Annotated in this window: 19 protein-coding genes and 2 pseudogenes; 12 read left to right on the forward strand and 9 right to left on the reverse strand. The window is 68.6% G+C overall.

Annotated features, from left to right (window positions below; translation table 11 throughout):
• Positions 1 to 85 precede the first annotated feature (85 nt).
• Both OYT95_RS19245 and OYT95_RS19250 read left to right on the forward strand, forming a co-directional pair.
• A pseudogene (locus tag OYT95_RS19245) lies at positions 86 to 334 on the forward strand (hypothetical protein); the annotation flags it as partial.
• A gap of 161 nt (positions 335 to 495) precedes the next feature.
• Positions 496 to 906 carry a PaaI family thioesterase gene (locus tag OYT95_RS19250; protein WP_128640529.1) on the forward strand — a complete coding sequence of 137 codons (411 nt, stop codon included), beginning with the start codon at positions 496 to 498 and terminating at the stop codon, positions 904 to 906.
• 23 nt (positions 907 to 929) lie between these two features.
• On the opposite strand, the gene OYT95_RS19255 is transcribed toward OYT95_RS19250, so the two are convergent.
• Together OYT95_RS19255 and OYT95_RS19260 are read right to left on the reverse strand one after the other, a co-directional pair.
• Positions 930 to 2,228, reverse strand: coding sequence for an MFS transporter (locus tag OYT95_RS19255; RefSeq protein WP_037234836.1), 1,299 nt, complete (start codon positions 2,226 to 2,228; stop codon positions 930 to 932).
• 10 nt (positions 2,229 to 2,238) lie between these two features.
• Positions 2,239 to 3,180 carry an NAD-dependent epimerase/dehydratase family protein gene (locus OYT95_RS19260; protein ID WP_268788690.1) on the reverse strand — a complete coding sequence of 314 codons (942 nt, stop codon included), beginning with the start codon at positions 3,178 to 3,180 and terminating at the stop codon, positions 2,239 to 2,241.
• Between the two features lie 145 nt (positions 3,181 to 3,325).
• Here OYT95_RS19260 and OYT95_RS19265 point away from each other — a divergent pair, with 145 nt between their 5' ends.
• The 3 genes from OYT95_RS19265 (at position 3,326) to OYT95_RS19275 (ending at position 4,955) form a co-directional block, all read left to right on the forward strand.
• Entirely contained in the window at positions 3,326 to 4,021 is a 696-nt protein-coding gene (locus tag OYT95_RS19265; protein WP_268788691.1) for a TetR/AcrR family transcriptional regulator, read from the forward strand.
• 67 nt (positions 4,022 to 4,088) lie between these two features.
• Complete coding sequence (locus tag OYT95_RS19270) at positions 4,089 to 4,694, forward strand: YqgE/AlgH family protein (protein WP_268788692.1); 606 nt, start codon at positions 4,089 to 4,091, stop codon at positions 4,692 to 4,694.
• 84 nt (positions 4,695 to 4,778) lie between these two features.
• On the forward strand, positions 4,779 to 4,955 hold the full coding sequence (locus OYT95_RS19275) for a hypothetical protein (RefSeq protein WP_174233816.1): 177 nt from the start codon (positions 4,779 to 4,781) through the stop codon (positions 4,953 to 4,955).
• Here OYT95_RS19275 and OYT95_RS19280 read toward each other — a convergent pair.
• From OYT95_RS19280 to OYT95_RS19290, 3 genes and pseudogenes are all read right to left on the reverse strand, one after another.
• Positions 4,943 to 5,725 (reverse strand): Mut7-C RNAse domain-containing protein, encoded by a 783-nt coding sequence (locus OYT95_RS19280; protein WP_268788693.1) that lies wholly within the window; start codon positions 5,723 to 5,725, stop codon positions 4,943 to 4,945. The genes OYT95_RS19275 and OYT95_RS19280 overlap by 13 nt on opposite strands.
• An 83-nt stretch (positions 5,726 to 5,808) precedes the next feature.
• Positions 5,809 to 6,062 (reverse strand): annotated as a pseudogene (locus OYT95_RS19285) (bile acid:sodium symporter); the annotation flags it as partial.
• The gene (locus OYT95_RS19290; protein ID WP_268788694.1) at positions 6,059 to 7,342 is read right to left on the reverse strand and encodes an MFS transporter; all 1,284 of its coding nucleotides are present in this window, start codon (positions 7,340 to 7,342) and stop codon (positions 6,059 to 6,061) included. The gene OYT95_RS19290 and the pseudogene OYT95_RS19285, both read right to left, overlap by 4 nt.
• A 68-nt stretch (positions 7,343 to 7,410) precedes the next feature.
• Between OYT95_RS19290 and OYT95_RS19295 the strand changes: the two genes are divergently transcribed.
• Positions 7,411 to 8,088, forward strand: a complete 678-nt coding sequence (locus tag OYT95_RS19295) for a FadR/GntR family transcriptional regulator (RefSeq protein ID WP_268788695.1) — start codon at positions 7,411 to 7,413, stop codon at positions 8,086 to 8,088.
• 32 nt (positions 8,089 to 8,120) lie between these two features.
• Here the strand turns inward: OYT95_RS19295 and OYT95_RS19300 are convergent, their stop codons facing one another.
• Entirely contained in the window at positions 8,121 to 9,092 is a 972-nt protein-coding gene (locus tag OYT95_RS19300; RefSeq protein ID WP_268788696.1) for a DUF1648 domain-containing protein, read from the reverse strand.
• Between the two features lie 22 nt (positions 9,093 to 9,114).
• The gene (locus OYT95_RS19305) at positions 9,115 to 9,516 is read right to left on the reverse strand and encodes an SdpI family protein (protein ID WP_005249154.1); all 402 of its coding nucleotides are present in this window, start codon (positions 9,514 to 9,516) and stop codon (positions 9,115 to 9,117) included.
• A 115-nt stretch (positions 9,517 to 9,631) separates the two neighbouring features.
• Here OYT95_RS19305 and leuS point away from each other — a divergent pair, with 115 nt between their 5' ends.
• The 4 genes from leuS (at position 9,632) to OYT95_RS19325 (ending at position 14,073) form a co-directional block, all read left to right on the forward strand.
• Positions 9,632 to 12,469: a leucine--tRNA ligase gene (leuS, locus tag OYT95_RS19310; protein WP_112300282.1), complete on the forward strand. Its 2,838-nt coding sequence runs from the start codon at positions 9,632 to 9,634 to the stop codon at positions 12,467 to 12,469.
• A gap of 65 nt (positions 12,470 to 12,534) precedes the next feature.
• Positions 12,535 to 12,984 carry a DUF5990 family protein gene (locus OYT95_RS19315; protein ID WP_174233815.1) on the forward strand — a complete coding sequence of 150 codons (450 nt, stop codon included), beginning with the start codon at positions 12,535 to 12,537 and terminating at the stop codon, positions 12,982 to 12,984.
• A gap of 124 nt (positions 12,985 to 13,108) precedes the next feature.
• Positions 13,109 to 13,618, forward strand: coding sequence for a DUF5994 family protein (locus OYT95_RS19320; RefSeq protein WP_268788697.1), 510 nt, complete (start codon positions 13,109 to 13,111; stop codon positions 13,616 to 13,618).
• A complete protein-coding gene (locus OYT95_RS19325) occupies positions 13,615 to 14,073 on the forward strand; it encodes a DUF5994 family protein (protein WP_112300280.1) in 459 nt (152 codons plus the stop codon). Before OYT95_RS19320 ends, OYT95_RS19325 begins: the two co-directional genes overlap by 4 nt.
• Before the next feature lie 7 nt (positions 14,074 to 14,080).
• Here OYT95_RS19325 and OYT95_RS19330 read toward each other — a convergent pair whose 3' ends face one another.
• Together OYT95_RS19330 and OYT95_RS19335 are read right to left on the reverse strand one after the other, a co-directional pair.
• Positions 14,081 to 15,016: a DMT family transporter gene (locus OYT95_RS19330; RefSeq protein WP_268788698.1), complete on the reverse strand. Its 936-nt coding sequence runs from the start codon at positions 15,014 to 15,016 to the stop codon at positions 14,081 to 14,083.
• Between the two features lie 33 nt (positions 15,017 to 15,049).
• Positions 15,050 to 15,679: a TetR/AcrR family transcriptional regulator gene (locus tag OYT95_RS19335; RefSeq protein WP_005249163.1), complete on the reverse strand. Its 630-nt coding sequence runs from the start codon at positions 15,677 to 15,679 to the stop codon at positions 15,050 to 15,052.
• Positions 15,680 to 15,933: 254 nt separating this feature from the next.
• On the opposite strand from OYT95_RS19335, the gene OYT95_RS19340 reads away from it, so the two are divergent.
• Positions 15,934 to 16,767, forward strand: a complete 834-nt coding sequence (locus tag OYT95_RS19340) for an SDR family NAD(P)-dependent oxidoreductase (RefSeq protein WP_268788699.1) — start codon at positions 15,934 to 15,936, stop codon at positions 16,765 to 16,767.
• Complete coding sequence (locus tag OYT95_RS19345; protein WP_268788700.1) at positions 16,764 to 18,836, forward strand: acetate--CoA ligase family protein; 2,073 nt, start codon at positions 16,764 to 16,766, stop codon at positions 18,834 to 18,836. The genes OYT95_RS19340 and OYT95_RS19345 overlap by 4 nt, the downstream gene beginning before the upstream one ends.
• The last annotated feature ends 2 nt before the right edge of the window (positions 18,837 to 18,838 follow it).

The raw sequence follows: 18,838 nt of genomic DNA on the forward strand, positions 1-18,838 counted from the left end.
TCACAGTGCGGTCTCACTGTCGCAGTGGAGAATTTGATCGGGCGCAGATGGAACCGGATCCGATTCCGCTGCGTCCTACCTTCATATGGATTCTCTCGAGTATTCGTTCGGAACCGGCGCCGAGGCCCCGACGGCGTGGACGTCACCCGCCGATCTCGACCTGGGGCCGTCCGGAGGTGTCGACGCCGTGCGCTTGGATTTCGACGGCGACGGCCTCCTCGACGACGCGATGTGGGATTCGGACGGAGACGGCGTGGCCGATCGGTCGGTGCTCGACTACGACGCCGACGGCGAGGCCCGCTACTTCACCGACCCGTCCGGCAACGGGACGTGGAATGTCGAGATGACGATGGCCGAGCCACCGGTGATCGCGGCGGTGCATACGTGGCGCCCCGATCCGGTGATCGGCACTGCTGAAGCCATTGACGTCAGGGCCGAAGCCGGGCAAGGTGGGTTGGGATTTCAAACTGACCGAGTGTTCGAGGAGAACCCACCATGACCGATCTGACGCGGGAGGCGGCGAGCGCCTTCGTGGCCGCTGCCGGCCTGGAACTCGACGAGGTGTCGGGAACGAAGGTCGTCGGCCACATCGATCTGTCCACCGACCATCACACACCGTGGGGCGTGGTGCACGGCGGCGTCTACACGACGGCGGTCGAATCGGCCGCGAGCATCGGCGCGAGTACCGCCGTCGCCGACCGTGGTGAGTTCGCGGTGGGCGTGCACAACGGCACCGACTTCCTGCGGGCCCGCACCGAGGGGCGGGTCGACGTGGTCGCGGTGCCCATCCAGCAGGGCCGGGTGCAGCAGTTGTGGTCGGTGGTGGTCACCGCGACCGACACCGGCAAGGAGGTAGCTCGCGGTCAGGTCCGACTGCAGAACGTGCCCATGCCGGGGTCGAAGTAGCCGGTCCTCAGACAGGTCCGCTCTCAGACGGATTCGCGTCGGGAGTTGAACAGGACGCCGAGCAGTCCGAGTCCGTAGACCGCGCCGCCCGCAAGCACCAATCCGAGTGACCGGCCGTCGGGGGCGATCACGAGGGAGGCCGCGGCGATCGACGCGATGAAGGCCACGTTGAACACCGTGTCCTGCAGCGCGAACACCTGCCCCCGGCGGTCGTCCTCGATCTCGATCTGCATCGCCGCGTCTCCGGTGAGTTTGATGGACTGCCCGGCGAATCCGAGGAGGAGCGCGCCGCACAGCAGCGACGCCTGCGTGAGCGTCGCAACGAGCGTGCACTGCACGACGAGGGCGAGGATCAGACCGCCGACGATGGTGCGGGACCGTCCGACGCGCGGAATCAGGAACGGTGTCGAGATCGCCGCAAGCAGCATGCCCCCGGCGGTGGCGCCGACGGCGACGCCGAACCCGGCCAGGCCGCCCGGCAGGGCGCTGACGGTGGCGGTGTCGCGGAGCACCAGAACCATGATCAACGTGTTGACCCCGAAAACGATCCGGTGCGTGCCTATTCCGATCATCGCGGTCGTGACGCCCGGGGACTGCCACACGGCGACCGCCCCGTTACGCAGTCCGGCGGCGACGGCGCGGACCGCCCCGTATGCAGGTTTCTCGTCGGCGTGCGGACCCAGCAGTCGATGGTGGAAGCGCGACGCCGCGAACGCGGCCACCGCGGAACCGCAGGCGGCGGTCGCGACGGCGATTCCCGAGCCGCGGTCGCCGGCGCCGACGAGGGAGATGATCGCGACCGCCGTCGCGGCTCCGAGTGCGGCGACGACGGAGCCGGCGGTGGCGAGCACCGAATTGGTGGCCACGAGCCAGGACCGGTGCACCACTCGCGGCAGCGCCGCCGAGACTCCCGCGAGAACGAACCGGCTCACGCCGATGGCGGCGAGGGCGAGGAGGAGGAGCGCGGACTCACCGGTCCCGGTCTCCAGTAAGACGGCCGTCACCAGAATCAGCAGTCCGCGGAGAACATTCGCCCACAGCAGCACGGCGCGGCGGTCCCAGCGGTCGAGGAGCGCGCCCGCGTACGGTCCGATCACCGAGTACGGGAGCAGCAGTACCGCGAAACCGGCGGCGATCGTGACGGGATCCGTTGCGCGCTCCGGGTTGAACAGAATCGCGCCGCCGAGTGCGGTCTGGAACATGCCGTCGCCCAGCTGACTGGCGAATCGCACCGTCGCGAGCCGGGCCAGCCCGGGCGACCGCCGGAGGGTGTACGCCGTTCTGCGCCACGCCTCGCGCCGGTCGCCGAGCTGTTTCGCCATTCACAGGACCCTATCCGGCGGCCGCGACCGACCTGTCCTGCCACCACCGGACGGTCTCCTCGGCGGCGCGGTCCAGCGGCGTCGGGGCCAGTCCGAGCCGGGCCTCGCTCTCGGACGAGTCCATCACGAACGGCTCCTCGAACTGGTAAAGCATCTCCGCCAGTTCGCGGCTCCCCTGGTGCACCAGCCCGCCGCCGCGGATCACCCAGCCGGGCAGGGTGCCCACCTTCGGGGCGGGAACCCCGGCGGCCTTCGCGTAGGCCTCGACCATCTGCCGCTGGGTGACGGCCGGCGCGGTCGGTGCGTGCAGCACCGAGTTCCACAGCGTGGGGTCGTGGGCGGCGGCGATCATCGCGGCCGCGAAGTCGGGAACGTACGTGAACGAGTGGGGCAGGTCGGCGGAACCGAGGACGCGCATCGTCTTGCCCGCGAGGACGACGGGCACCATGCGTTCGCCGGCGTGCGCGTTGCGCACCTGCGGTCCGAAGAAGTCGGACGCGACGACGCTCACGGTGGGGGTGGGGGACTCGGCGCGGGCCTTCAGCAAGCGGGTCCGGATGCCGCGCTTGCCCGAGTCGGCCGACCGGGGCGTGTGCTCGGTCATCGGCTGCTGCGACGTGTCGTAGGAGTAGAGGCTCTCGGGGAACACGACGACGGCGCCGACGTGTCCGGCGGCCTCGAGGACGACGCGCTCGGCGGCGGGGAGTTCGCGCTCCCACGCGTCGGCGCTGTAGGCGGCGTGGATGCAGTGATAGACGGCGACCGCTCCGTCGAATGCCTCACGCAGTGCGTCGGCGTCGGAGACGTCGACCTGCCGCCGCTCGATCAGGGGATGGTCCGGGCCGCTGCCCGATCGCGTGAGGACCCGCACCTGTCGTCCCTGTTCGGCGAGCTGCTGAGCGACTGTCCAGCCGACGGGTCCTGCTCCGGTGACGATCTCGATGTTCGACATGTCCGCTCCTGCTGTGTGAGTCGATTTCGGTAATTCGAGAGCACTGCTCTCTGTCTGATTCGAGCATGCTCTCCCCTGTCGTCATTGTCAAGAGCAGTGCTCTCGTTTGTTGACACCGCTCTCTGGAATCGTCACGCTGGGTCCCATGCCAGGAACACCACGAGAGCGCGCACGCGAGCAGACGTTGCAGGACATCACGAGGATCGGACGCGAACACCTGGCCGCGGTCGGTGCCGCCGCCCTGTCGCTGAGGGCCGTCGCGCGGGACCTCGGCGTGGTGTCGTCCGCCGTCTACCGGTACGTCAAGAGCCGCGACGAGCTGCTGACCTTGCTCGTCGTCGACGGATACAACGAACTCGGCGACGCCGCGGAAGCGGCCGTGGCGTCCGCAGCCGAACCGCGGGAACAGTTCCTGGCGCTCGGCCGCGCGGTGCGCGAGTGGGCGCTCCGCGAGCCCGCCCGCTACGGATTGCTGTTCGGCAGCCCGGTTCCCGGCTACCACGCGCCCGGGGAGCAGACCACGACTCCGGGGACGCGGGTCATCTACGCCCTCGTCGGGATCTTCGACAACGCGTTCCAGAAGGGCGAGCTCGAGGCGGACGCGGCCGCGCCCATCGACGACGCACTCGCCGCAGACCTCGACCGCATCCGCGCCGAACTCGGACTCACCACACCCGACCATCTGCTCGCCCGCGGCGTCCTGGTCTGGTCGGCGCTGTTCGGGGCGGTCAACTTCGAGGTGTTCGGGCAGTACGGCGCCGACACGTTCACCACACCGGGCGCACTGTTCGAGCACCACCTCGCGGTCCTGGCCGAGACGGCGGGGCTGCCGGCGGCGTAAAGCGGCGAACCGGACGCAGGTCGCGTCCTCCGTCACATCGCGTCCGCCTCGGTGGGATGATGTTCAGGTGGCGCACGCAGAAGAACCCGAAGATCGAACGGCGTCGACGGAACCGGTGGTCCGGCCCGGCAGCCTGTTGGTCTCGTCCACAGATCTCGTCGAACCCGCATTCCGTCGCACCGTGATCTATGTGATCGAGCACAACGACGCCGGCAGCCTCGGCGTGGTCATCAACCGTCCCAGCGAAACCGCGGTGCACGACGTGCTGCCACAGTGGGCACCGCTCGCCGCGCACCCGTCCGCGCTGTACGTCGGCGGTCCCGTCAAACGTGACGCCGCACTGTGCCTGGCGACGCTGCGCACCGGCGCGCAGGCCGACGGGGTCGAGGGTCTGCGCCGGGTCCACGGCCGCGTGGTGATGGTGGATCTCGACTCCGACCCCGAGGTCATCGCCCCGCTGGTGGAGGGTGTCCGCATCTTCGCCGGCTACTCGGGCTGGACGTACGGCCAGCTCGACTCGGAACTCCAGCGCGACGACTGGATCGTCATCTCGGCGCTCGCGTCGGACGTGGTCGCTCCCGCCCGGGTCGACGTGTGGGCCCAGGTGCTGCGTCGGCAGCCACTCCCCCTCGCCCTGCTCGCCACTCACCCGATCGACGTCGAGCGCAACTAGACACACCCCGCGCACGTCCCTGCACTGTCGGGGACGGGTGGTATCAACAGAGGTGGGGAACGAGAAGTGAGGAGGACAGCACACGTGATCGACACCTGTCACGGAACATTGATCGTGCACGCGCTCTACGGAGCAGAGTGCACGGACGAGTCGTGCGTCGAGTTGTCCGAGGTCCGGCACGCACTGATCATCGACTGCGACGAATTCGGCGACTGCGTGTGCTCGGCGGAGTTCGCCGAGCAGCTGCGTCACGCATCCTGAGAATCCACCTCGAGCGTCACCCCGACCTCCGACAGGCGTCGGCGCAGTTTCGGAAGATGGCTGCCCGGCCAGTACAGCTGCGCACAGTCCCGGCACCGACTGAACTGGTGTTCGTTGCCCGCGACGCCCGGTGGTGCCTCGGCGAGCCCCTCGGCACGGGGAACCGGCGCGAGAAGCCCGTTGCATCGCGCGCACCGCGTGAACGGCGAGATCCGCGACCGAAGGTCGAAGCGGTCCAGCACTTCCCGCAACTGCCGGCGGGGGTCCGTTTCGTGCAGGAACGCGCCGTGGGTGAGCGCCGACCGCTTGAGTAGGCCCGTGTCCCGGGTCAGGACGATGCGATGCTCGGACAGGGAGATGTCCACCAGTTCCGGGTCGGCGAAGTCGTTGCGGTAGCGGGTGTCGAAGCCGAGCAGGCGAAGGTAGCGGGCGAGGCGGCCGAGATGCACGTCGAGCACGAACGTCGGGTCCCGCAACGGTCGGGGACGCAGTTTCGTGACCCCGGTCAGATCGAGTCGCTCGAACATCGGGTACACCGCGACGCGTTCGCCGCCGCGCAGCAGGTGCCCGAAATCGACCGACACCTCGTCGACGAGGATCAGGTCCACCTCGGTGTGCGGTACGCCCAGCGCCTCGATCCGGTCCTTCACCGACGGTGTGCCGTCGAACTCGTGCTCGAAGGTGTGCTTCCGCCGTACCGGCGGCAGAAAGTCGTTCAGCTCCTCGTAGAAGCGGAACTCGCAGTGACGAAGTGGCTCGGGCATCGGCATTTCACGTCCTCATGCCACAGTACTGGCCGACTCCTCGCGGCTGCGCCTCGAATACTTCTGCGCGAGTGCGGCGCAGACGATCAGCTGGATCTGATGGAGATCACCAGCGCCGGTGTCACGAAGACACCGATGAGATTGGAGAACGACGCGCTCACGATCGCCCCGGCCACGTTGCCCTTGGCGATGGACGTGAACGCTATCGACGACTGGACCGTCGACGGAACCAGGCGAGCACCGTCTGACCGGTCCCCGACACCGGGAAGATGCTCCCCAGGATCGCCACGGCGACGATGCCGAGGATGAACCCGTCGAGGTAGAACCGGCCGAGAAATTTCACTGCGTCGAGGGTAGAGCGGCGTGGTCACGACCCGTCGTGCGGACGCTGAGCACCGCGAGGACGCCGCACAGGACGGCGCCGATGATCGCGAGTTCGATGATGGCCACGTGCATGCCCTGGACGGTGATGGCGATGCCCGCGCAGATGGACGGCACCGCGAGACCGATATAGCCGACGGTGAAGAACGCGGCGAGAGTCCCGCCCTGGGCGTCGGGGGCGTGCTCCGCGGCGGCGGCGCCCACCGCCCGCATCGCACCGGCGAACGAAAATCCGTGTCCCACACCGACGACGACGGTCACGACGCACAGCAGGACGAGGGACGGGACGAAGTCGACGACGAGCAACCCGATCATGCCTGCACCGACGGCGCCGATGCCCAGGGTCCGGCAGAGCACGGTTCCGAGCCGGTTGGCCACGAGCTGCGCTGTCACCGAGCAGATCATGACGAGTGCGGCGGCACCGCCGGCGACCACGAGGTTGCTCACGCCGAGCAGGCCGATGATCCACGTCGGGACCACCGACTGGAACAGGCCGACGGCGCCCCACGCCAGTGCGACACCGAGGGAGGACAGCCAGAACACCTGACGGATGGGTGCGGGGACGTGCGGGACCTGGAACAGCTGGGTGGGTCGCGACTGCCCGCCGGCGGGCGCGGGGAGCAGCAGCACCATGATCAGCGCGGGCAGGAGTGCCAGCGCGAACAGCACGTACGGCAGGACCAGGGCGTGCGGCAGGTACTGCGCGACGGCCCCGCCGAACAGCGGGCCCAGCGACGCGCCGAGCGCGGTGGTGAGGGTGGCGGCGAGGCCCGCGCGGCGCAGGTTCCGGGCGGGTTCGTGCTCGATGAGGGCGGCGGACCCGGCGGCCGAACACGCACCGACGGCGATGCCCTGGGCGATTCGGCCGAAGAACAGCCAGATGGTCGAGTCGGCGAACGCGAGGACCACGGCGCCCAGCAGGCTGAAGGAGATGGCGGCCAGCAGCACGAAACGGCGGCCCAGTGCGTCGGAGAGCGGGCCGAAGAACAGCAGCGAGGGGAGCAGTCCGGCGACGTAGACGGCGAAGATCAGCGTCTGGACCAGCGGCGTGAACCCGAACTCGTGGCGGTACAGCGAGTACAGCGCCGTGGGGATGTTGGCGCCGAGGAGCAGCACGACGAGGAGATAGTTCAGGCCGTGGAAGTGGCGGCTGGTGGTGCGGGCGGTGACGGTCGGGACGGTGTCGGCGTGAGCGGTTGACGTGGACGTGTGGGGTCGCCTCCTCGGGCTGTCCGAATACATGGGACGTCCTACGTAGTTTAGGCGGGCCGGTCGTGAGCCGCGAGCCGACGAGGTGTGAGGATGAGTACATGACAGTGGTTCGGCGGGAGTCCGCGTATCAGCAGTCCCTGGACTGGATGCGCGGCCGGATCGCCCAGGGCGACTGGACGGTGGGCGAGCGGATCCCGACGGAACCGGAGCTGATGACGTTGCTCGGGGTCGGGCGCAACACCGTGCGCGAAGCCATCAAGACCCTGACGTCGACGGGCATCCTCGAGATCCGGCGGGGGTCCGGGACGTTCGTGCGGGCCCGCACCGACATCGGCGGGCTGCTCGGACGGCAGGTCGCGGTCGCGGAGATGCTGAACGTCTTCGAAGTCCGGCGGGCGCTCGAGACGGAAGCCGTCCGGCTGGCGTGTGGTCGCCGCACGGACGACGACCTGCGGTCCCTGTCCGCGCTACTCGACGAGCGGCAGCGAACGACGGAGGCGCCGTCCCGGTTCGCGGACGCCGACCTCGCGTTTCATCTCGGGGTCGTGGAGGCCGCGCACAATCCGGTGCTGTCCGACCTGTTCGCCGGGATTCTCGAACCCACCCGCGCCACGTACGACTTCACCGAGGGCGTTCATCCTCCGTCGCTGACCACCGACAACCACCGCGCCGTCGTCGACGCGATCGCCGCCCGCGACGAGGACGCCGCAGTCCGTGCCGCTCTGGGTTACCTCGACCGCGTGCTCGATGCGGTGCACCAGGCCTCCCGCCCGTGAGCGGTTGACGAGTCCCTTCACTCCCGGGCCACTCACAGGTGGCGGAGCCGCCGGTCGGCGAACGTGTTGAGCGCCCCGGCCATGTCCTCGGCCCGTGCGCTGGTGACGGTCAGCCGGTCGCCGCACGCCGTCGTGACGATCACGGCGGGACCGGTCCTCGTCACGACGCCGTAGTTCCGCCGGCCCTTCACCTTGAGTCCCCAGCCGCCGAAGTCGTCGAACGGCTTGATCACGTCGACGCGGGCGCCCTCGATCTCGTCGACGTCGTACTGCAGGGCGGTCATGCCCATGTTCACCACCCGGATGCCGGACCGATCGACAATCACCCGGAAGCGGAGCAGGCTGACGATCAGCAGTCCGACCGGAACGAACACCGCGAGCGGCCACCACCCGTCGACGAGCAGACAGACCGCGACAGCGGGCGCGACACCGAGGAGCAGGAGCAACACCAGCGAGCCGACGGTGCCGAAACCGACCGTGTCCGCGACCGTCGCCGGGTCGTCGGCGCGCGGCAACCGGGGGTCGGGAGGACTGGTGGCGGACACCCGGGGCCGGTAGTCGCGCAGCAGGGCGGCGCCGAGCAGGCCGACGACGGCGCCGATCACGACGCCGAGGCCAAGGGACCAGAACGGAAGTTCGGTGTTCGAGGCGTCGGTGACGTCGAGTTGGACGTAGAGCAGCACCACCTGCACCGTCAGGATCAGACCGACCACGGACAGTCCGACGACGAGCATCGTGCGGCGCATCATCAGCATCGCCTGGGCCAGTGCGGCGATCGCGGCACATCCGCCACCGAACAGGACCGTCACCAGGGCAAAGGTCCAGGCGCTGGACATCGGGGTGGCGAAGCCGTCGGGCGAGGTGGTGGTCCAGTGGGTTGCGATCTCCGCGGGCAGTCGCGGTTCCCAGACCTTCGTGAGGACGACCCCGAACAGAGCGGCGAGGACCGGAAGCAGGAGACCGAACACTGCGCCTGCGGGGTCGACGACGCGCGAGGACTTCACCGGACGGGCCGTCGGCAGCCGGTCAGGACGGCTGGCAGGCACCCTTCAGCGAGCACGCACCGCAGGAACTGCCGCACCCGCCGGTGTCGGCAGCGGGCACCGCCGCGGCGGCACGGGCACCGAGCGATCCGCCCGTCGCCGCGGTGAGAGCGGCAGCCACGACGCTGACGAGGACGGCACCGATTCCGAAGACTCCGCCGATCAGGATTCCGGCGATTCCGCCGATCACGAGGAGCCCGGCAGCGGCGAGCAGGGTGGGCCCTGCGACCTTGTTGGCCAGCGCAAACGTCTGATCGTCGCGCATCGTCTCGGGGGTGCGGACACCCGCCCACCGGTTGCGCGGGAGGCGCTCGGCGAGGCCTGCAACGGCGACACCGGAGACAGCGACGGCGAGCACGAACAGCACGACGGAGGCAATCAACACGAGACCAGGATACGGCGGACCCGGACGCGCAGGTGAGCCCGGGTGGGGTGAGGCTCTACCCTGGTTGACGGTATCCCCCTAATTCAGAATGTCAGCCAAGTAGATAGCGACCACAGTGACCGAGCACGTGCAGCCCGCCAACCCGTCCGACGCGACCCCGCAGCACCGCTACACCGCGGAGCTCGCCGGCCAGATCGAGCAGCGCTGGCAGGACCGGTGGAGCGAGGAGGGCACGTTCAACGCGCCCAACCCGGTCGGTCCCCTCGCCGGCGACGTTCCCGCGGACAAGTTGTTCGTGCAGGACATGTTCCCGTACCCGTCGGGCACGGGTCTGCACGTGGGCCACCCGCTCGGCTACATCGCCACCGACGTGTTCGCCCGCTATCACCGCATGCAGGGCCACAACGTGCTGCACACCCTCGGCTACGACGCGTTCGGTCTGCCTGCCGAGCAGTACGCGGTGCAGACGGGCACGCACCCGCGGACCACCACCGAGGCCAACATCGGCAACATGAAGCGGCAGCTGCGCCGCCTGGGGCTCGGCCACGACGAACGTCGCACGTTCGCGACCACCGACACCGACTTCTACCACTGGACGCAGTGGATCTTCCTGCAGATCCACGACGCGTGGTTCGACAAGGCTGCCGGCAAGGCCCGTCGTATCTCGGAGCTCGAGGCCGAGTTCGTGTCGGGTGAGCGGTCGCTGGAGGACGGACGGGACTGGTCGTCGCTGTCCGTGTCCGAGAAGGAGGCCGTCCTCGACTCCTACCGCCTCGTCTACCACTCCGATTCGATGGTCAACTGGTGCCCGGGTCTGGGCACGGTGCTGGCGAACGAAGAAGTGACCGCCGACGGTCGCAGCGACCGCGGCAACTTCCCCGTGTTCCGTAAGCACCTGCAGCAGTGGATGATGCGCATCACCGCGTACTCGGACCGGCTGGTGGACGACCTGGAGTACCTGGACTGGCCCGAGAAGGTCAAGACCATGCAGCGCAACTGGATCGGGCGCTCGCACGGTGCCCAGGTGAAGTTCCAGGCGGACGGTCATGAGATCGAGGTGTTCACGACGCGTCCGGACACGCTGTTCGGCGCGACGTACGTGACGCTGGCGCCGGAGCACGAACTCGTGGACGACATCGTCGCGGGCGAATGGCCCGAGGGTGTGGATTCGCGCTGGACCGGTGGCGCCGCGACTCCCGTCGAAGCGGTTGCGGCGTACCGGAAGTCGATCGCTGCCAAGTCGGATCTGGAGCGGCAGGAATACAAGGAGAAGACGGGTGTCTTCCTCGGCACCTACGCCGTGAACCCGGTGAACGGGCTCGAGCTGCCGGTGTTCATCGCCGACTACGTCCTCACCGGGTACGGCACGGGCGCCATCATGGCCGTCCCCGGCCACGACCACCGCGACTACGAGTTCGCGACCGAGTTCGGCCTCGACATCGTCGAGGTCATCTCCGGCGGCGACCTCACCAAGGACGCGTACACCGGCGACGGCACCATCGTGAACTCCGATTTCCTGAACGGGATGAGCGTCGCCGACGCCAAGAAGGCGATCACCGAGCGCCTGGAAGCGGACGGTACCGGCAAGGGCACCATCCAGTACAAGCTGCGCGACTGGCTGTTCGCGCGCCAGCGGTACTGGGGCGAGCCGTTCCCGATCGTGTACGACGCCGAGGGCAACGCCCACGCTCTGCCGGAATCTTCTCTGCCCGTGGAGCTCCCGGAGGTCGAGGACTACGCACCCGTGTCGTTCGATCCCGACGACGCGTCCTCGGAGCCCTCTCCCCCGCTGGCGAAGGCCGTCGACTGGGTCGACGTCGAACTCGATCTCGGTGACGGACTGCAGACGTACCGCCGCGACACCAACGTGATGCCGCAATGGGCCGGCAGCTCGTGGTACCAGCTGCGGTACATCGACCCCACCAACCCGGACGTGTTCTGCGACAAGGAGAACGAGCGGTACTGGACGGGTCCGCGTCCGGAGATCCACGGACCCAACGATCCCGGCGGTGTCGACCTGTACGTCGGCGGCGTCGAGCACGCGGTGCTGCACCTGCTGTACTCGCGGTTCTGGCACAAGGTGCTGTTCGACCTCGGCTACGTCAGCTCGAGCGAGCCGTACCGCCGCCTGTACAACCAGGGCTACATCCAGGCGTACGCATACACCGATGCGCGCGGCGTGTACGTGCCTGCCGACGAGGTGGAGGAGAAGGACGGCAAGTTCTTCTACCAGGGCGCCGAGGTCAACCGCGAGTACGGGAAGATGGGCAAGAGCCTCAAGAACTCCGTGTCGCCGGACGACATCTGCGAGGAGTACGGCGCCGACACGCTCCGCGTGTACGAGATGTCTATGGGTCCGCTGGACACGTCGCGTCCGTGGGCGACCAAGGACGTCGTCGGTGCGCAGCGCTTCCTGCAGCGCGCCTGGCGTGTGGTGGTCGACGAGGAGTCCGGTGCACTGCGGGTCACCGACGACGCCCCGACGGAGGACACGCTGCGCGCGCTGAACAAGGCGATCGCCGGTGTGAGCGAGGACTACACGGCCCTGCGCGACAACACGGCCGCGGCCAAGCTGATCGAATACACCAACCACCTCACCAAGGCCTACCCCGGCGGTGCGCCCCGCTCGGTGGTGGAGCCGTTGGTGCTGATGCTGGCACCGCTGGCCCCGCACCTCGCGGAGGAGTTGTGGTCGCGGCTCGGGCACGAGAAGTCCCTGGCGCACGGACCCTTCCCGGTGGCGGAGGAGAAGTGGCTGGTGGAGGACACCGTCGAGTACCCGATCCAGGTCAACGGCAAGGTCCGGAGCCGCGTGACGGTCGCCGCCGATGCCCCGCGCGAGGAGATCGAGAAGATCGCGCTGGCCGACGACAAGATCGTGGCGCTCCTCGACGGCCAGGATCCCCGCAAGGTGATCGTCGTTCCCGGCAAGATGGTCAACATAGTGCGCTGACGCACCCGTGAGTACTTGTTAACCGCCCGTGGTTAACAAGTACTCACGGGTGGTTTGATACGTGGGTGCAACTCGTGATCGAGGCAACCGACCTTCCCGGATCGTCGTGCCCGCCGGGGGCCAATTTTCCCGGTTACGACAACATTCACGTGGCGGTGCAACGCCGCGGTGCACACGGCGACCTGCTCGGTCTGCATCCGGGAGACGCGACCACCGCGCGCTGGGTTCTCGACTGCAAGACCACCCCGACGCCGACGGGTCTCGACATCACCGGACCGTACGTGCAGGGCCGTCCGGGCGCGCGGTTCGTCTACCTGTCGTGGGGGACGGTCGACGCCGACGGCGGGTTCGACATGTTCCGCCGGGCGAAGTTGATGTGGGACGCGGTGGATCCGGCGACTGCGGACGCGGCGTCGGCTGCCGGTCGCATCACGGCGCGGCTCGGGCTCACCGACGCCCGGGGAAATCCGCTGTGCGCTGCGGTGCGTCCGCCGTTGGTCGAGTGGTCGGCGTAGCCGATCGCCGTACCCCCTGCGCGTAGGGTGAGGGTATCGGAGGCACTTCGCATGCGAACGCCCAAGATCGCGTCGCCGCCGACAGAGATATCGGCTGCCTCGCGGCCGAGGCGGGAGCGTCGTCATGACGCTACAACAGGATCGCAACTTTCCCGGTCGCCTTCACGGTGCCCACACTCGTGGCGGACCGGCGCAGTCGCCGCGACTGCGGTTGAAGCCGGAAGCGCCCAGTGCCGGCACCGTGGACGGCGCCTGGTGGCCCCGGTCCCGCGACCTGACCGCGGAGATCCCGGATCTTGTTGCATTGGTGGCGATTCGGGTGGGTGTCGTCGAACGGATCGTGTACGACATCAAGGCATGGCTTCCTGCGCCGCGCCGGATCACGGTCGAGGGGCGATCGGTGCATCTCGACGGCTACGAGTACCAGCCGCTCAACACCCTGTACGTGAGCGGTCTGAAGCGGACGAGGCTGACGCTTCTGGTGGTGCCTCCGGAGGCCGACGCCCGCTATGCCGACTCGACGATGCACACGGCGGCCAACCCCAACAGTGCCTTGACCGCCGACGAGCTGCTGATGTCGGGCATCAGGGGTGGCTTCGACTGCACTGCGAGCGTGAAGGGACGTGGACGATGATGCACGACGAAAACATCACGCACTCCGGCCGGGGGCTGGGACTCTCTCGGCCGACGGCGGACGGTGGGCAGCCTTTCGACGCTCCCACCCGGACCCCGAGACTGCTTCTGCGCGCTCGCGGCGAGGTGTCGGAGGGTGTCGACGGTGCGTGGTGGCCCCGAACCACCAACCTGACCACCGAACTGCACGACCTGATCAGCGCTCTGACGGATCGAGTGGGAACGACCGAACGGGTCGCCTTCGACTGGAATTCGCTGAGCATCTCGCAACGCGGCATCGACCGTCGCGACGGTGTCGAGGTGTCCGGTCCGGATCCGGACCAGCCGCCCGACACCATGTACGTCTTCGGTACCGACGGACGTCGGCTCGACATCCTGATCGTCGGACCCAACACCGACGCCGACAACGCGTTCGAGGCGATGCAGAGGGCAGTGGGCCTCGCCACCGACCAGTAGGTAACCGCTATCGGGTCTCGGCCCCGTGCAGGGCCGGGGGCCTGTCGACGTGACGGGGACGCCGCTCCCGCATCCACGGCAGCGCTGCGGACGCGATGAGGACGACGGCCATTCCCGCCCACTGCACCGGCGACAATTGCTCGCCCAGCAGTATCTGTGCGGCCAGCACCCCGACCACCGGTTCGAGCAGTCCGAGGAGGCTGACCGAGGCCGATCCGAGCGCTCGGACCGCGATGAAGGAGCAGCCGATACCGATGGGCATCAGCAGGAGCCCCTGGAACAGGATGGATCCCCACCCGCTGGGTGCGAACGTCCACGACTGTCCGTCGACGACGGCGATCGTGCCGGTGGCGATTCCGGCGCCGAGTGACGCCAGCCCGCCGGCGGCGACGGGGCTGACCTGGTGTACCCATCGTTCCCCGACCACCAGATACAGGGCGTACCCGGCCGCACTGAGGAGGGCGAGTACGGCCCCGTTCAGGGCGACGGTGGAGGTGCCCGCGCCTGCGACGAGGGCGATGCCGCCGGACATCGCGAGGGCCAGCACCAACTGACCGCGGTGGATCCTGTTCCGGGTCAGCACCCATACCAGCGCCATCACGAACAGCGGGTAGATGTGGACGATCACGACCGCGATCTGGGCACCGGTAACCCGCACTGCCGCAAAGAAACACAGAAGCTGGATACCGAACAGCGGGCCGCAGACGAAGCACAGCCCGACAGCGGACTTCCAGGTCACGCCCGTCAGTCTTCCCGTGGACCAGGCCAGGAGTAGCAGGAGCGCGGCACCGACGAGGCTGCGGAGGCAGACGAGGACGGCCGGGGACACGCCACCGGCGTAGCCGATCGCGGCGAACGTCGGGGTGAGGCCGTACGCGATCGCAGAGGCCGCACCGCATCCCCAGGCGAGGGCACTGCCACCGCGGGTGGTGCTATCGCTCATGGACCCGTACGCGAGCGGTCCGCAGTGGTCGGTTCACCATGTCCGCGGCGCGACGAGTTCGTCGTGAACGAACTGCACGAGAACCTCTTTCATGGCGGCGACGGTCATGTTCGGGGCGCCGGTGAGCACCTGGATGGCGGTGCCGTCGGTGAGCGCGGTGAGCCGCTGCGCGATGGTTTCCGGGTCGACGTCGGTGCGGAAGATCTCCTGGCGTTGTCCGCGCCGGACGATCTTGACGACGGTTTCGTGCCAGCGCGCGTAGTACGTGTTGTGGAACGGGCGGAGTTCGGGACGCAGCGTGGCCTCGGCCCAGAACTGCAGCCAGATGGACCACTCGTCGCGCAGCGGCCCGACGCGGGGCAACTGCATGTCGATGAGGCGGAGCAGCCGCTCGTGGGCGTTGTCGATCGCCTTGAGTTCCCGACTCTGCCGGTCGAATGCGTTGTCGATGGCGTGGCGGAGGGCCGCCGTCAGGACGTCACTCTTGCCGGGGAAGTAGTAGTGCACCGCGCCGGTGCTGGTGCCGACGACCTGAGCGATGTCGGAGATGCGGACCGAGTGGTATCCGCGCTCGGCGATCAGCTGAGCCGCGGCATCGAGTATCGCCGTGCGGCGCGCGTCCTCGGTGAGTTGAGCGGTCACGGTCCCTCCTTCGATAGTCATCTGACTGATCCATCAAATCATACGCTTCAAACTGACGCATCAGTCAGACGGCGAACGACCCACCTCGAAATGATCGACGTCCCGCAATCGCGCAAATAATCGCAGTTCACAGCGCTATTGCGCACACGTCGAACATTCGGACGCCGAGTCAGTTTCCGGGAAACCCTTGACATCTGTGGGCTACGTCACGGTATAACTGATGCATCAGTCAGACCCTGGCGGTCGGAACGGTAGCGACGAGAGGCGAACGCTCGATGGAATGTGAGAACCCAGGTGGAGGCGCCGGGCAGGTGTTGCGTCCCGACGTCCATCGCGGGCGGGTGGCACTGGTCACCGGTGGAGGCACCGGGATCGGACGCGCGATTGCCCTGGACATGGCTAGGTGTGGAGCCGACGTCGTCATCAGCGGCCGGCGGTCCGAGCCCCTCGAGAAGACCGCCGCCGAGATCGAGGCGCTGGGCGCCCGGGCGCTCGTAGTGCTCGCGGACATCCGCGAAGAACAGCAGGTGACCGATCTGGTCGACCGCGCCCTCGACACGTTCGGCCGGATCGACATCCTGGTCAACAACGCCGGCGGTCAGTTCGCGGCGCCGGCCGAGGACATCACGAGCAAGGGATGGCGCGCCGTTCACCGCCTCGCCGTCGACGCCACGTGGGCGGTCACCCGGGAGGTCGCCGTTCGCGCGATGATTCCGCAGCGGTCGGGATGCATCTTCTTCATGGCGTTCTCCCCGCGTCGCGGAATCGCATCGATGGTCCACGCCACCTCGGCCCGAGCCGCCCTCGAGAACCTCGCATCCGGACTGTCGCTGGAGTGGAGCCGGTACGGGATCCGGTCGATCTGCATCGCCCCCGGCACCATCGCGACGGAGGGCATGGAGGGCAACTACACCGAAGAGGCCCGCGCACAATGGACGTCCGCGGTGCCGCTCGGACGTCTGGGTACGGCCGAGGACGTTTCCGGGGTCGTCACGTTCCTCGCCTCGCCCGCAGGCAGTTACGTCACCGGGACCACCCTGGTGGTCGACGGCGGCGCCGACGCCTGGGGCACGGGTCACCCCGCTCCGAAGGTCGAGGAGAAGCGATGAACGCGACCACCGACCGCGACCTCACGGCACTGTTCGATCCCCGGTCGGTCGCCGTCCTCGGTGCCAGCAACGACGAGACGAAATACGGCAACTGGATCAGCGTCCAGGCCCTCCGCATGAAGGGCCACCGGTCGGTCCACCTCGTCAACCGGCGCGGTGAGCGCATCCTGGGACACCCCGCGCTCCGGAGCCTGTCGGAACTCGACGAACGAGTCGACCTCGTCGTCATCACCGTTCCGGCACAGGGTTTCGAGGAGGCCGTGGACGACGCCCTCGCCGCAGGCGCCACCGCGATCGTCGGCGTCACCGCCGGTTTCGCCGAACTCGGCGCTGCCGGAAAGGCTGTGCAGGATCGGGTCGTGGAGCGGGTGCGGGCAGCCGGAGCCGTCCTCCTCGGGCCGAACTGCCTGGGTGTGCTGGATTCGAGCACCGGGCTGACGCTGGCCTCGAACCCGCTTCCCGCCGGCCGGGTCGCGCTGCTCTCCCAGAGCGGCAACATGGCACTCGAACTCAGCCAGTTCCTCGAGGCCCGCGGGCACGGGTTCTCCCGGTTCGCCTCGCTCGGGAACCAGGCCGACCTCGGCGCCGCCGACCTCATCCGCTCCTGCGTCGAGCACGACGACACCGATCTCATCGCCGTGTACTGCGAGGACTTCGGTGACGGGCGGGCGTTCGTCGAGGCCGCCGCCCAGGCGTCCCGGGCCGGGAAGCCGGTTCTGCTGCTGACGGTCGGTGGCAGCGAGGCATCCATCCGCGGGGCGCAGTCGCACACGGGATCACTGACGTCCGACAGCGCGGTCATCGACGCGGCCTGCCGTGCCGCCGGGGTATACCGGGTGTCGAGTCCACGGCAACTCGCGGACGTCGCGGCCACACTCCTCGGGTACGGACCGGCGGAGGTGCGCCGGGTCGGCGTCATCGCGGACGGCGGTGGGCACGCAGGCGTCGCGTCCGACGTCGTCGAGGCAGCCGGACTCGCGGTGCCGGAGTTCACCGCCGACATCAGCAGCGCGCTGCGCGCCCTGTTGCCGCCGTCCGCCGGGGTGACCAACCCGGTCGACCTGGCCGGCGCCGGGGAACAGGACATCACCTCGTTCGTCTCCGTCCTCGACACGATCCTGCAGAGTCCGGCCATCGACTCCGTCCTGCTCACCGGATACTTCGGCGGCTACGGAAGTTACGGCGAGAACCTCGCGCGAGCGGAGATCGACACCGCCCGTGCGATGGCGGAGACGGCGCGCACCCACGGCAAGCCGGTCGTCGTGCACACGATGCATCCCGACAGTGCAGCAGCCCGGGTCCTGGCCGACAGCGGAGTCCCGGTCTTCCGGGCGGTGGAGGACGCCGCCGGTGCGCTCGGAGTCATCGCCGAAACCACTGCGCCGCAACGTCATGCAGGCCAGGAGACCGAACCGGCCGAGCCGGTCGGCAGCGACGCGTACTGGGAATCCCGGGAACTCTTCCGCAGTGCGGGAGTCGAATTCCCCGAAGCGCGACTGGTGCAGACCTGCGCCGAGGCGGTGGCGGCGGCCGACACCGTCGGGTACCCCGTGGTCCTGAAGGCGATGGGGCTGCTGCACAAGTCCGACTCCGGCGGCGTGGCCCTCGGCTTGGACACCGCACAGCAACTCGCCGACGCGTTCACGCGGATGGACGGCTCGCTCGCCGCGCCCGCCTACTGCGTGGAGGGCATGGCGGACCTGAGCGAGGGGGTCGAACTCATCGTGGGTGTCCAGACCGACCCGCGATTCGGTCCCGTGGCGATGGTGGGTCTCGGCGGCATCTTCACCGAGGTCCTCGCCGATGTCGCCTTCGCGCTGGCGCCCGTCGATGCGGAGACCGCACGCGGCCTGCTCGACAACCTGCGGGCGTCCGCTCTGCTCCGAGGGGTTCGCGGCAGGCCGCCGATCAACCTCGACGCGGTCGCGGACGCGATCGCCGCCGTCACGGCCGTGGCCACCGCGCACCCCGAGATCGCGGAACTCGAGATCAACCCACTGTTCGTCACTCCGAAGCAGGCCCTCGGACTCGACGCACGCATCGTCCTCAGCTCATCGAACATCAACTGACA

Origin of the sequence: Rhodococcus sp. JS3073, from assembly GCF_026810085.1 — a bacterium.
In the GTDB taxonomy this organism is placed as follows: Bacteria; Actinomycetota; Actinomycetes; order Mycobacteriales; family Mycobacteriaceae; genus Rhodococcus_F; species Rhodococcus_F wratislaviensis.